This window comes from Streptomyces avermitilis MA-4680 = NBRC 14893 (assembly GCF_000009765.2).
Lineage (GTDB): Bacteria > Actinomycetota > Actinomycetes > Streptomycetales > Streptomycetaceae > Streptomyces > Streptomyces avermitilis.
Map to the genome: position 1 here is coordinate 1,212,029 of NC_003155.5, position 12,114 is coordinate 1,224,142.

Here is a 12,114-nt window from a genome sequence, read left to right on the forward strand (position 1 = left end):
GAGGCCCAGGAGGCTACCGGCGATCATGCGATACAGGCAGCCGCTCGATGGTGGGACACGGGCTGCCGTCGCCGGGCATAGGGGCTGATGGGGGTTGTCCGGTGCGGGTCCGGCTGACAGCTTCGTGGACACCAAGTTGATCCAGTTGATCCACTCCGAAAGGCAGAGGCTGCAGCGCGATGACCAGTGTTCAGACGAGCGACAACTGGCTCCGGCGTTTCCATCCGGCCGCGGAGGCTCCGACGCGACTGGTCTGCTTTCCGCACGCGGGCGGCTCGGCCGCCTACTTCCACGGTGTTTCCCGTGCGCTCTCGCCGGCCGTCGACGTCTTGGCGGTGCAGTATCCGGGCCGTCAGGACCGGCGGCACGAGCCGCTCATCGACAGCATCGACGGCCTGGCCGCCCGGGTACGGGAGGAGTTGGCGCCGTGGACGGACCGGCCGTTGGCCCTGTTCGGGCACAGTATGGGCGCCATGGTGGCGTTCGAGGTGGCGCTGCGGCTGACGGCCGACGGCGCCGCGCCGAGCGTGCTGTTCGCCTCGGGCAGGCGGGCGCCGTCTCGGTACCGCGAGGAATCCGTACACCTCCATGACGATGCGGGCATCATGGCGGAGCTGAGCCGTCTGGACGGCACCGATACGCAGGTACTGACCGATCCGGAGCTGCGGGAGATGGTTCTTCCGGCGTTGCGCAGCGACTACCGGGCGGTCGAGACGTACCGCTACCAACCGGGGCCGCCGCTGCCCTGCCCCGTGGTCGCCCTGGTGGGCGACAGCGATCCCAAGGCCACGGTCGACGAGGCCCGCGCCTGGGGCGATCACACGGCCGGACCGTTCGAACTCTCGGTCTTTCCGGGTGGCCACTTCTATCTCAATGCGCACGCGGAAGCCGTCACGGAATTGGTGCGGACGCGACTGGCGACCATCAGGTGATCAAGGTGACGTAGGTGTTCACCATGGCGGAGTTCAGGGTCGTGCTCCAGCCGAAGTCACCCGGACCCGGCGAGGTCTCTTGCTGCGCGCCGCAGGCCACAGCGGCAGCCCTCTCGGGTCCGGCGCGGCACCGCACTGGCGGCGCTGTGTGCGCTCACCCTCGCCGCCTGCGGCACCGAACGAGCGGGCGTCAGGGGGCCGAAGGCCGGCCCCGCGCTCGAGACGGTGGACACATTGCGGCTGGCCTTCCTGGACTCGCTGACCAACACGTCCCGCGTCTTCGCAGGTCCTTGACGGTCTCTTGACGAATCCGGCGGACATGGAGGGCGGCTGCCGGGTAAGGCGCGGGGCGTGACACGTATTGGATTGGTCGTCCTCGCCCTGGCCGCGGCCCTCGCGGCGGGCGCCGCCGCGGGGTCGATATCGCCGTGGTGGTGGTTCGCCGCCGTCCCACTCACCCTGCTGGGCCTGCTGGGCACGTGGGACCTTTTGCAACGCCGGCATTCGGTGCTGCGCAACTACCCCGTCCTCGGGCACGCCCGCTTCCTCCTGGAGCGGATACGTCCCGAACTCCAGCAGTACTTCGTCGAGCGGAACTTCGACGGCCGCCCCTTCGACCGGGATGTGCGCAGCATCGTCTACGAGCGGGCGAAGGGTACCGACGCCGAGCAGCCGTACGGCACCGAGCAGGACGTCTACCAGCCCGGCTACGAGTTCCTGATCCCGTCGATGGCGCCCCGCCCGGTGCCGCAGACGCCACCGCGGGTGCGGATCGGCGGGCCCGACTGCAGCCGCCCGTACGACATGGCGCTGCTGAATGTGTCGGCGATGAGCTTCGGCTCCCTGTCGTCGAACGCGATTCTCGCCCTCAACGGGGGCGCCGCGGCCGGGGGTTTCGCCCACGACACCGGCGAGGGCGGCCTGTCGGAGTACCACCTGCGTCCTGGCGGTGACCTCGTCTGGGAGATCGGCACCGGCTACTTCGGCTGCCGGACCCAGGACGGCGAGTTCGACCCGAAGGAGTTCGCCGACAAGGCGGCGCACGAGCACGTGAAGTGCGTGTCGCTCAAACTCTCGCAGGGCGCCAAGCCCGGCATCGGCGGGGTGCTGCCCGGGCCGAAGGTCAACTCCGAGATCGCGCGGGTGCGGGATGTGCCCGAGGGGCGGACGGTGATCTCGCCTCCGTACCACCGGGAGTTCTCCACCCCGCGCGAACTCGTCCTCTTCATCGCCAGGATGCGGGAGCTGTCCGGCGGCAAGCCGACCGGCTTCAAACTCTGCCCGGGCTCGCGCCGGCAGTTCCTCGCCGTGTGCAAGGCGATGCTGGAGGAGGGTACGGCCCCGGACTTCATCATCGTCGACGGGGCCGAGGGCGGCACCGGCGCGGCGCCGCTGGAGTTCGCCGATCACGTCGGCACGCCGCTCACCGAGGGGCTGCTGACCGTGCACAACGCCCTTGTCGGCGCGGGCCTGCGCGACCGGATCAGGATCGGGGCGAGCGGCAAGATCGCCACCGGCACCGATCTGGTCAAACGCCTGCTCCAGGGTGCCGACTACGGCAACGCCGCGCGGGCGATGATGTTCGCCGTGGGCTGCATCCAGGCGCAGCGGTGCCACACGAACACCTGCCCCACCGGTGTCACCACCCAGGACCCCCGGCGTGCCCGCGCTCTCGACGTCGGTGACAAGACGCTGCGCGTCCAGCGCCTCCAGGAGGCGACCGTGGCCAGCGCGCTGCAGATCATGGCGTCCATGGGGGTCACCGATCCCTCGCAGCTGCGTCCGCACATGCTCCACCGGCGTATCGACCCCTACACCGAACGCTCCTACGACGAGCTCTATGAGTGGCTGCGGCCCGGGCAGTTGCTCGCCGAGCCGCCCGCTGCCTGGGCGGCCGACTGGCACGCCGCCGACCCCGACCGTTTCACCGTGTGATCTGGAGGATCCTGTGGCCCGAACCGTTGCCCGCGTCATCGTGGACGCGCTGAGTGAGCTTGGCGTGCGCCAGGTCTTCGGCGTCGTCGGCGACGCGCTCAATCCGGTGACCGACGCCATCCGCACCACCGAGGACGTGGAGTGGGTGGGTTGCCGGCACGAGGAGGCGGCGGCGTTCGCCGCGAGCGCCCAGTCGCAGCTCAGCGGCACCCTCGGTGTGTGCATGGGCACTGTAGGACCCGGCTCCGTCCACCTCCTCAACGGGCTGTACGACGCGGCCAAGAGCCGTACCCCGGTCCTGGCGATCGCCGGCCAGGTACCGCTCGCCGAACTCGGCAGCGACTACTTCCAGGAGGTCGACAACGACGCGCTCTTCAGTGACGTGGCGGTCTTCCGGGCGACGATCACCTCGCCCGACCAGTTGCCGCAGCTGCTGGAGACGGCGGTGCGCAACGCGCTGGGCCGCAAGGGAGTCGCCGTCCTCACCGTGCCGGGCGACCTCGGCGACCGGGAGCTGAGCGCGGACCGGCCGACCCGCTTCTCCCTGAGTACCCCCGTGAGCCGGCCGGAGGAGTCCGCCGTGCGCCGCGCCGCGGAGCTGCTCGACCGCGCGGAACGGATCACGCTGCTCGTCGGACGGGGTGCCCGCGCCGCGCGTGCTGACGTACTGACCCTGGCCGACCGCCTCGCCGCGCCGATGGTGCTCACCCTGAAGGCCAAGGAGGGCTTCGAAGGTGAAGCCAATCCCTTCCAGGTCGGCCAGACCGGGCTGATCGGCAACCCCGCGGCGGCATCGGCCCTCCAGGACGCGGACACGCTCCTCCTGCTGGGCACCGACTTCCCCTACCGCGACTGGTATCCGGACGGCCGGACGGTCATCCAGGTGGACAGCGAGGCCGCGCACATCGGGCGCCGGGTGCCCGTCGAGGTCGGGCTCGTGGGCGACACGGGCGCCACCGTCCGGGATCTGCTCGGCCACCTCGCCACCGCGCCTCCCGGCACCGAGGGCGCGCGGGACCGCTCGCACCTGGAGGACGCGCGCAAGAGCTTCGGCAAGTGGCGCGCGAGTCAGGCCCGGCTCGCCGACCCGGCGCACGACAAGGGCCTCGTCGGACGGGTCCGCTCCGCACTGGACAACCGCGCGCACGACATCCGCCCGGAGGCGCTGGCCGCCGTGGTGGACCGGGTCGCCGACGAGAACGCCGTCTTCACCTCCGACACGGGTATGGCCACGGTGTGGCTCTCGCGGTTCGTCGAGATGCGCGGTGACCGGCGACTGCTCGGCTCGTACAACCTCGGCTCGATGGCCAATGCGATGCCGCAGGCGCTCGGCGCCCAGTGCCTGGACCGGGGGCGCCAGGTCGTGGCCTTCTGCGGCGACGGCGGGCTGAGCATGCTCCTCGGCGACCTCATGACGCTGAAGACGAGCCGGCTCCCCGTCAAGCTCGTCGTCTTCGACAACCGCCGGCTGGGCATGGTGAAACTGGAACAGGAGCAGGCCGGGCTGCCGGAGTTCGGCACCGTGCTGGACAACCCCGACTTCGCCGCCGTCGCCACGGCCATGGGCATCACCGGTATCCGCGTGACCGATCCGGCCGAGCTGGAGGAGTCCGTGCGCCGCGCGTTCGCCACTCCCGGGCCCGTACTGCTCGACGTGCTCACGAACCCGGACGAGATCGCCGTCCCGGCCAAGCCGACCGTCGAGCAGGGCTGGGGCTTCGCGGTGGCCAAGGTGAAGGAGGTCGTGCGCAGCCACGGGGACAGCGACGGGCACTGATCCGGGCGCGGCGGGCGCGGCGGTCGCGGACGGGGGCGCGGCAGTCGCGGGCCGGGGTGCGGCGGAGAACGGTGTCGGTATCGGACCCCGGAGTGCGGTGGAAGTCGTCGCCGCGAAGCCAGGGCCGTGGGCGCGTCTGTGCCCGCCACATCCTCGGACAGGGGGGACCGCTCCGGCGCCGGCACGACCTGCGTGCTGCCGGGGACCTCCTCAGTGATCTCGTTACCGAGCCTGCATCGGCGTGTCCCCGTACCGGGGTGCTCCAGGGGTGCCGTGCCAGTCCAGGATCAGGACCGTGGCGTCGTCCTTGAGGTTGCCGTCGCAGGTCTCCAGCACCCCGGCCGTCAGAGCTCGGACGGCTTCCCGTGGGTGGAAGGCGCGGGTGTCGTGTACGAGCGCGGGCAGGTCGACGGCCGCGGCGCCGCGCTCCTGCATGCCGTCGGTGAGCAGGATCAGCCGGTCCCCGGGGCGCAGGGGCAGTTCCTGTACGCGGTAGGCGGTGGGTGCCGACACGCCGAACGGCAGGTTGACGGCGAGTTTGACCTCTTCGACGATGCCGTCGCGCAGACGCAGCGGCCAGGGATGTCCGGCGTTGACCAGACGGCACATGCCTGTTTCGAGGTCGACGCACAGGAGTTGTCCGGTGGCCAGGCCGCGGCTGTGGTTCAGCAGGGCTTGGTGGGCGTGGTGGGCTTGAAGGGCGGCGTCACAGCCGCTGCGGCGGGCACCGCGCAGGGCACCGACCAGCAAGGTGGCCAGCAGAGCGGAGTCGGTGTCGTGGCCCATGGCGTCGGTGATGGACAGGTGCAGGGTGTCGCGGTCGAGGGTGTAGTCGTAGGTGTCACCGCCGATGTCGTCAGCCGGGATCAGCCCTGCGGCGAGGGTGAACTGGGCGGCCTCGCAACAGGAGGCCGAGGGGAGCAGCTGGTGCTGGATCTCCGCGGCCAGGCTGGTCTTGGTGGTACGCCGGCCCAAGTGGTACAGGTCGGTGAACCGGCGGTCCGTGACGATGATGTAGGCGAGCGCGTGTGCCGCTTCGCCGACCTGTCTGAGCACGGTGTCGTCGGCGTACTGGAGGGTCACCTCCAGTACGCCGATGCAGTCGCCGCGGTTGGTGACGGGCGTGATGACGCGCTGTCCGCCCTGGCCGTCCGGTTCCACATGCTGGCGCTGGCTCTGCAGAACGATGTCGTAGACGCTGCCTCGCAGGCCGACCGGCTCGGCATGCTCCACGGCATCACCCTCGACGGCCGGAGTCAGCCGCACCAGCCGCTGACCAATGAGGTCGACGAACAGGAAGGACACACGCTCCGCCCCGAACCGCTTTCGCAGGTTGCGTGCGATCACGTCAACGGACTCCCCCGGCGGCGCGGCCTCCGCGGCGGCCAGAAGCTCACCCAGTTCCAGATCTCCGCCATCCATGACAACCTCCGATCGACTGCCTCTACTCCTTCCCAGGGTTTCTTCGACATCACCCGGCGCGGCCGATCACGACTGGCCTGGACCACGCCGGTCCACTCCACCCCGAGCTGTTCGGCGACGACCGTTTCCATCCCGGGACCATGGGCACGTGGATGAGTGAGTGCCTACGAAAGGACCGACATGAGTGCCGGAGAAAAGGCCAAGGCCAAGGCCGAGCAGGTTGTCGGGAAGGCCGTGAGGAAGGCAGCCCATGCGATGGGCCAGGAGACCACCGCCGCCAAGGGCGCCGCGTTGGAGGCCCGGGGCAAGGCCCGGGACACCAAGGAGAGGGCGAAGGGCAGCTTCAGGCACTGACCGCGCCCCGCTCAGGGTGAAGGCCATGAGCGGAGCCGGCCTGCCACCTGAGCAGGCTCGTACGTCCGACAGCGCGCAGCCGGGCTTGCCCGGCTGCGCGCTCTGGTTGTGGACTCGCCGTCTCGTCCTGCGGCATTGCGCGAAGCGGCCCCGGTCCACGCACGAGCCGTCCGGTGGACCACGGCCAGGCGAAGGTGTTCCGCCCGGTGGACGTGAAGTAGTAGCTGGTGCAGCCGCCCGCGTCGTAGACCGTGGTCGTGAGCGCCTCTTGGACGGCGGTGTTGTGCTCGGCCTGCACGGCCGACGAGGGCGCCCGGACACACATCCACGAAGGCGACCAGCCCGGCGCGTGGTCTGCATGATCCCGAACTGCGCGCGCCGGCAGCGCACGTGACGGCGGCACCGCGCGGATGGGCACGGGCAGCCCGTCAGAGTGCCCCGAGCGGCGGATAAGAAACAGATAAATCTTCTGCGTGTGCGGGGGTTGTGGAGGGGCACACGGCGGGACGGAGGTTGATAACTATGGTTCCCCTGCTGCTCGTTCTTCTGCTCGCCCTGATCCTCTTCGGTGCCGGATTCGCACTCAAGGCCCTGTGGTGGATCGCCGTGATCGTCCTGGTGATCTGGCTGGTCGGCTTCTTCGCTCGCTCCTCGGGAGCAGGTGGGAAGCGAGGCCGCTGGTATCGCTGGTAGGGCGCGTCCGAAGATGCCGGACGCGGGTGGGGGCGCACCGATTGCTGGTGCGCCCCCACCCGTGTGTGCGTAGTCGCTCACCGGCTCCACAACGCAGGAACCCCACCCCGGATGACCGGGGTGGGGTTGTGGTGGAGCGCCGGGCAGGGCTTGCACCTGCATTTCCCCGCAGGAAGCGGGGCGTCTTTCCTTGGACCACCAACGCGAGGCGCGTCAGCCAAGGTTCGGCGGCACGCTCAAGATCAAGTGTAGCGCAGCCACAGCGCCGTTTCGCCACGACCGCGACCGGCCGGGCGGCCTGCTGCCCGACCAGTCGTCCGCCGCCCGCACGAGGTGGGTCCCGTATCGCCTTGTCGGCGTGCCGCGGCGCCGGCGGCCGGCCCATGTGCTCCGGAAACCTGCGGCGTTGGGCCAGCGAGGCGAACTGGTCGTCACAGCCCGCGCAGTAGCCCTCCAGCGATTCCGGTGGACTTGATTCAGTTGCTCGGTCGCTGCTGATCTTGGGTGACTCGCTCCGTATCGCCCTCGCGCCACGGCATCGGCCCGGACACCGCGAGACGGCTCACCCGGGTTCATCCCCGAGAGCCAAAAAAAGTCGCTCGGCGATGTCGAGAACCCGTGGCTGGCTCCGTCCCCGTGATGAACGCGACCAGAATGGGTCGTACCAGCACCGAGGAGAACCACGATGGCCAAGTACCTGCTGCTCAAGCACTACCGCGGCGCTCCGGCGGCGGTCAACGACGTACCCATGGACCAGTGGACGCCGGAGGAGATCTCGGCCCATATCCAGTACATGAACGACTTCGCCGCCCGGCTCGAGGGGACCGGCGAGTTCGTCGACGGTCAGGCGCTCGCCCCCGAGGGGACGTTCGTCCGGTACGACGGCGAGGGCCGCCCGCCGGTCACCGACGGCCCGTTCGCCGAGACCAAGGACCTCATCGCCGGCTGGATGGTGATCGACGTCGACAGCTACGAGCGCGCCGTCGAGCTGGCCGGGGAGCTGTCGGCGGCCCCCGGCGCGGGCGGGAAGCCGATCCACGAGTGGCTCGAGCTGCGCCCGTTCCTGGCCGCGCCGCCCACCATCACCGAGTGACCTCGACGATGAACGAGGCCCTGCTCCGGAGCCTCACACCGAGCGTGCTCGGGATCCTCGTCCGCCGCGGAGCCGACTTCGCGGCGGCCGAGGACGCCGTCCAGGACGCGCTGGTCGAGGCGGTCCGCGTCTGGCCGGCCGACCCGCCACGGGACCCCAAGGGCTGGCTGGTCACCGTGGCCTGGCGCCGGTTCCTCGACGCGACCCGCGCGGACACCGCCCGGCGCCGGCGTGAGGACCTCGTCGACGACGAACCGGCGCCCGGGCCCGCGCCCACGGTGGACGACACGCTCCAGCTGTACTTCCTGTGCGCCCACCCGTCGCTGACGCCGTCGTCCGCGGTCGCGCTCACGCTGCGCGCCGTCGGCGGGCTGACCACCCGCCAGATCGCCCAGGCCTACCTGGTGCCCGAGGCGACCATGGGGCAGCGCATCAGCCGGGCCAAGCGCACCGTCTCCGGCGTGCGATTCGACCAGCCCGGCGACGTCGCCACCGTGCTGCGCGTCCTCTACCTGGTCTTCAACGAGGGCTACTCCGGCGATGTCGACCTCGCCGCCGAGGCCATCCGGCTCACCCGGCAGCTCACGGCCGCGATCGACCACCCCGAGGTGGCGGGGCTGCTCGCCCTCATGCTGCTCCACCACGCCCGGCGCGCCGCCCGGACCAAGCCCGACGGCAGTCTGGTGCCGCTCGCCGAGCAGAACCGGAGCCGGTGGGACACGCAGCTGATCGCCGAGGGCGTCGAGATCGTTCAGGCGGCCCTCGCCCGCGACCGGCTGGGTGAGTTCCAGGCCCAGGCCGCCATCGCGGCACTTCACACCGACGCGCCCACCGCCGAGGAGACCGACTGGGTGCAGATCGTCGAGTGGTACGACGAGCTCGCGCGCCTGACCGACAGCCCGGTCGTGCGGCTCAACCGCGCGGTGGCCGTCGGCGAGGCCGACGGACCGCGCGCCGGCCTGGCGGCGCTCGCGGCGCTGGACGACTCGCTGCCCCGCCACGCCGCGGTGGCGGCGTACCTTCACGAGCGCGACGGCGACCTGGCGACGGCGGCACGGCTGTACGCCGAGGCGGCCCAAAAGGCACCGAACCTCGCCGAGCGCGACCACCTGACGCGCCAGGCCGCCCGGCTCAACGCCCGCGGGTGTCGCTGACGGGTCGCGCTCGGATGTTCCCGCGGCACTTGGCGCGGCCCTGTGGCCAGAGCGGTCGCCTCAAAGTGAGCAGGCGGGTCGAGACCAGTGCGCGACGCGTTGCCGACGGGGAGGCCTTGCGGCGACGACAGGCGCGCCGGAGGCGCGCTGACGCCCGTGATCAATCTCGGGCGTACTGCGCCCGTGATCGATCTCGGCGCTACTTCCTGTATCGCACGTACTCACACATCGGAGTCGCACGGCATCCGACGCGGGTGCACGGGCGGCGCCGCGCTGAGCTGTCAGCGGTCGGCGATGTCCTCGCGGAGGCCGTCGGAGAATTCCCACCACGACAAAGGGAGCCAGTCACCGTTGACAAAGGCATCGACAGTCGCACCGCGACCGCGGACAGTCACGGTCGTTCCTGGCGGGTAGATGGTGCCGGACAGTCCGGGTACGGGGACCAGAAGGCTTCCCAGTCGTTGTGCTGACACTTTTCGCCTTCCCTTCCATTTCTTGGTACGGCATCGGGAAAATATTCAACCGACAATACCGGTTTGTCCGATCCCGTAGGTCGGAGAATGATGAGAGATGGGTCACGCGGAGAAAACGCGGCAGCGTGGCATCCAGACACGTACATCGTCGAGCGGAGGTGGCAGCCATGAAGGCCGTCGTTTACAAGGGAGCATTCGACGTTGCGGTCGAAGATGTTGAAAAGCCCAGCATCCAGCATCCGAACGATGTGATCGTACGGATCACCTCCACCGCGATATGCGGCTCCGATCTGCACATGTACGAGGGGCGCACCGCTGCGGAGCCCGGCATCGTCTTCGGCCACGAGAACATGGGAATCATCGAGGAGCTCGGCCAGGGCGTCACCGCGCTCAAGGAGGGCGACCGCGTGGTCATGCCCTTCAATGTCGCCTGCGGCTTCTGCACCAACTGCGTCGACGGGTTCACCGGTTACTGTCTGACCGTCAATCCCGGTTTCGCGGGCGGCGCGTACGGCTATGTCGCCATGGGGCCCTGGCAGGGCGGCCAGGCGGAATACATACGCGTTCCCTACGCCGACTTCAACTGCCTGAAGCTGCCGCCGGGAAACGAGCACGAGAGCGATTTCATATTGCTCGCCGACATCTTCCCGACCGGCTACCACGGGTGTGAACTCGCCCAAGTCCGCCCGGGCGAGAGCGTCGCAGTCTACGGCGGAGGGCCCGTCGGGCTCATGGCCGCCTATTCCGCTCTGCTGCGCGGAGCGAAAAAGGTGTTCGTCGTGGACCGGGTACTGGAGCGGCTGCAAAAGGCCGAGGAGATGGGCGCGGTCCCGATCAACTTCGCCGAGGGCGACCCGATCGCGCAGATCAAGGAGCAGACCGAGGGCATCGGCACGGACAAGGGCGTTGACGCCGTCGGCTACCAGGCGATGGCGCACGGCACGGACCGCGAGGAACCGGCGACCGTCCTGAACTCGCTCGTCGGCACGGTCCGACCCACCGGAGCGCTCGGCGTGCCCGGCCTCTACGTCCCGGCCGACCCCGGAGGCCCCGACGAGCAGGCCAAACAGGGCATGCTTCTCGTCGCGATCGGCAAGCTCTTCGAGAAGGGCCTGCGAGTGGGCACGGGACAGTGCAACGTGAAGCGCTACAACCGGTACCTGCGCGGCATGATCACCGAGGGCCGGGCGAAGCCCAGCTTCGTCGTCTCCCACGAACTGCCCCTGGATCAGGCACCGTCGGCCTACGACAAGTTCGACAAGCGCATCGAGGGCTACACGAAGGTGGTGCTGCACCCGTAGCCCTGTGGACCGACACGGCGGCCCCGGCCGGATTCCCGGCCGGGGCCGCATGTGCACGTGGTCGTGAAGGGCGGTCGCCTACGCGGCGAAAGGCTCCATGAGGCTTCAGCCGAACGATCGTCCTCATGGGCGATGGGTGAGGCCCGGGGACACTGTCCCCTTCACCACCACGCCTCCTGCAACCAACGGCACCCGGCGATTGTTCCCCGCACTCCCCCGGCGCCGGCGGCGCTCCTCCTCGGGACCCGCGGCACCGGCATTCCGTGAACGTGCCCCCGTCCCGCCTCGGCCTCGGCGTCGGCTCTGCGACACGGTTCGCCGTTTGCAGACCGTAGGACCGGATATCCGAGCGGTATGGCTGGAGCAAGTAACAAGACGACGAATGGACAGTCGCCGACCGCGAACGCGCGAGCGGCGAAGAAGACCGTGGCCGAAGGAGCCGCAACACCGGCGAAGGAGGCGCAGCAGGCCGCCACGGAGGCGACGAAGAACGCCGGGGACGCGGCGGGCGCCGTCGGCCGCGGCAGCAAGGAAGTCCTGGCGGGCCTCGGCGGAGCGGCGTCGGAGAAGGCCAGGGAAGCGGCCAGGACGGTGCAGGGCACCGTCGTCTCGGCCGCCGAACAGACCGTCGGCAAGGCCGGCTTGGTCTGGACCCTCCTGAAGGCCAGGAAGGTCGTGGCGGCCGCCGCCGGCGCGGGAACCGCCACCGTGGTTCTCTGCTCCTACACACTGGGCCGCCGTGCCGGTCTACGGCAGCGTGGACCGCTCTCCCGTCTCAGCGGCGGCCGTCTTTGAGCGGCAGAACCCACCGAGGCAGTCCTGTGCGCGGGCCCGCCGGAGCTTTCCGCTCCGGCGGGCCTGCCGCTTGGGGGGAACGGAGAGTTGGTGGTTGTGGTGGGAATCGAGTCCGGTGGGTGCTCGAGCGTCAGCTGATGCCTCCAGCGGCTGGACGACGACCCCGTACCCGCCGCAGTGAGTGC

General features: G+C 70.0%; 11 protein-coding genes and 1 tRNA gene. 9 read left to right on the forward strand and 3 right to left on the reverse strand.

Annotated features, from left to right (window positions below; genetic code table 11):
* Positions 1 to 179 precede the first annotated feature (179 nt).
* From SAVERM_RS05255 to SAVERM_RS05265, 3 genes are all read left to right on the forward strand, one after another.
* A complete protein-coding gene (locus SAVERM_RS05255) occupies positions 180 to 932 on the forward strand; it encodes a thioesterase II family protein (RefSeq protein ID WP_010982391.1) in 753 nt (250 codons plus the stop codon).
* Between the two features lie 351 nt (positions 933 to 1,283).
* Positions 1,284 to 2,867: an FMN-binding glutamate synthase family protein gene (locus tag SAVERM_RS05260; protein WP_010982392.1), complete on the forward strand. Its 1,584-nt coding sequence runs from the start codon at positions 1,284 to 1,286 to the stop codon at positions 2,865 to 2,867.
* 13 nt (positions 2,868 to 2,880) lie between these two features.
* The gene (locus SAVERM_RS05265) at positions 2,881 to 4,644 is read left to right on the forward strand and encodes a thiamine pyrophosphate-dependent enzyme (protein WP_010982393.1); all 1,764 of its coding nucleotides are present in this window, start codon (positions 2,881 to 2,883) and stop codon (positions 4,642 to 4,644) included.
* Positions 4,645 to 4,866: 222 nt separating this feature from the next.
* On the opposite strand, the gene SAVERM_RS05270 is transcribed toward SAVERM_RS05265, so the two are convergent.
* On the reverse strand, positions 4,867 to 6,066 hold the full coding sequence (locus tag SAVERM_RS05270; RefSeq protein ID WP_010982394.1) for a PP2C family protein-serine/threonine phosphatase: 1,200 nt from the start codon (positions 6,064 to 6,066) through the stop codon (positions 4,867 to 4,869).
* Positions 6,067 to 6,246: 180 nt separating this feature from the next.
* Here SAVERM_RS05270 and SAVERM_RS43225 point away from each other — a divergent pair, with 180 nt between their 5' ends.
* Positions 6,247 to 6,420 (forward strand): hypothetical protein, encoded by a 174-nt coding sequence (locus SAVERM_RS43225; protein WP_010982395.1) that lies wholly within the window; start codon positions 6,247 to 6,249, stop codon positions 6,418 to 6,420.
* A 522-nt stretch (positions 6,421 to 6,942) separates the two neighbouring features.
* On the forward strand, positions 6,943 to 7,113 hold the full coding sequence (locus SAVERM_RS05275; protein WP_010982396.1) for a DUF5670 family protein: 171 nt from the start codon (positions 6,943 to 6,945) through the stop codon (positions 7,111 to 7,113).
* A 132-nt stretch (positions 7,114 to 7,245) separates the two neighbouring features.
* Here SAVERM_RS05275 and SAVERM_RS05280 read toward each other — a convergent pair.
* Positions 7,246 to 7,318, reverse strand: a tRNA-Gly gene (locus SAVERM_RS05280).
* A 480-nt stretch (positions 7,319 to 7,798) separates the two neighbouring features.
* Here SAVERM_RS05280 and SAVERM_RS05285 point away from each other — a divergent pair.
* Both SAVERM_RS05285 and SAVERM_RS05290 read left to right on the forward strand, forming a co-directional pair.
* A complete protein-coding gene (locus SAVERM_RS05285) occupies positions 7,799 to 8,206 on the forward strand; it encodes a YciI family protein (RefSeq protein WP_010982398.1) in 408 nt (135 codons plus the stop codon).
* A gap of 8 nt (positions 8,207 to 8,214) precedes the next feature.
* Positions 8,215 to 9,360 (forward strand): RNA polymerase sigma factor, encoded by a 1,146-nt coding sequence (locus tag SAVERM_RS05290; RefSeq protein WP_010982399.1) that lies wholly within the window; start codon positions 8,215 to 8,217, stop codon positions 9,358 to 9,360.
* A 281-nt stretch (positions 9,361 to 9,641) separates the two neighbouring features.
* On the opposite strand, the gene SAVERM_RS44535 is transcribed toward SAVERM_RS05290, so the two are convergent.
* On the reverse strand, positions 9,642 to 9,833 hold the full coding sequence (locus tag SAVERM_RS44535) for a hypothetical protein (protein WP_037652661.1): 192 nt from the start codon (positions 9,831 to 9,833) through the stop codon (positions 9,642 to 9,644).
* A 167-nt stretch (positions 9,834 to 10,000) separates the two neighbouring features.
* Here SAVERM_RS44535 and SAVERM_RS05300 point away from each other — a divergent pair, with 167 nt between their 5' ends.
* Together SAVERM_RS05300 and SAVERM_RS05305 are read left to right on the forward strand one after the other, a co-directional pair.
* Positions 10,001 to 11,134 (forward strand): glutathione-independent formaldehyde dehydrogenase, encoded by a 1,134-nt coding sequence (locus SAVERM_RS05300; RefSeq protein ID WP_010982401.1) that lies wholly within the window; start codon positions 10,001 to 10,003, stop codon positions 11,132 to 11,134.
* A gap of 354 nt (positions 11,135 to 11,488) precedes the next feature.
* The gene (locus SAVERM_RS05305; RefSeq protein WP_010982402.1) at positions 11,489 to 11,929 is read left to right on the forward strand and encodes a hypothetical protein; all 441 of its coding nucleotides are present in this window, start codon (positions 11,489 to 11,491) and stop codon (positions 11,927 to 11,929) included.
* Positions 11,930 to 12,114: the final 185 nt, after the last annotated feature.

Coding starts and splice junctions, on each gene's coding strand:
- SAVERM_RS05255 (WP_010982391.1), top strand. CDS start 180: ATGACCAGTGTTCAGACGAGCGACAACTGGCTCCGGCGTTTCCATCCG.
- SAVERM_RS05290 (WP_010982399.1), top strand. CDS start 8,215: ATGAACGAGGCCCTGCTCCGGAGCCTCACACCGAGCGTGCTCGGGATC.
- SAVERM_RS05270 (WP_010982394.1), bottom strand. CDS start 6,066: ATGGATGGCGGAGATCTGGAACTGGGTGAGCTTCTGGCCGCCGCGGAG.
- SAVERM_RS05275 (WP_010982396.1), top strand. CDS start 6,943: ATGGTTCCCCTGCTGCTCGTTCTTCTGCTCGCCCTGATCCTCTTCGGT.
- SAVERM_RS05285 (WP_010982398.1), top strand. CDS start 7,799: ATGGCCAAGTACCTGCTGCTCAAGCACTACCGCGGCGCTCCGGCGGCG.
- SAVERM_RS05305 (WP_010982402.1), top strand. CDS start 11,489: ATGGCTGGAGCAAGTAACAAGACGACGAATGGACAGTCGCCGACCGCG.
- SAVERM_RS43225 (WP_010982395.1), top strand. CDS start 6,247: ATGAGTGCCGGAGAAAAGGCCAAGGCCAAGGCCGAGCAGGTTGTCGGG.
- SAVERM_RS05300 (WP_010982401.1), top strand. CDS start 10,001: ATGAAGGCCGTCGTTTACAAGGGAGCATTCGACGTTGCGGTCGAAGAT.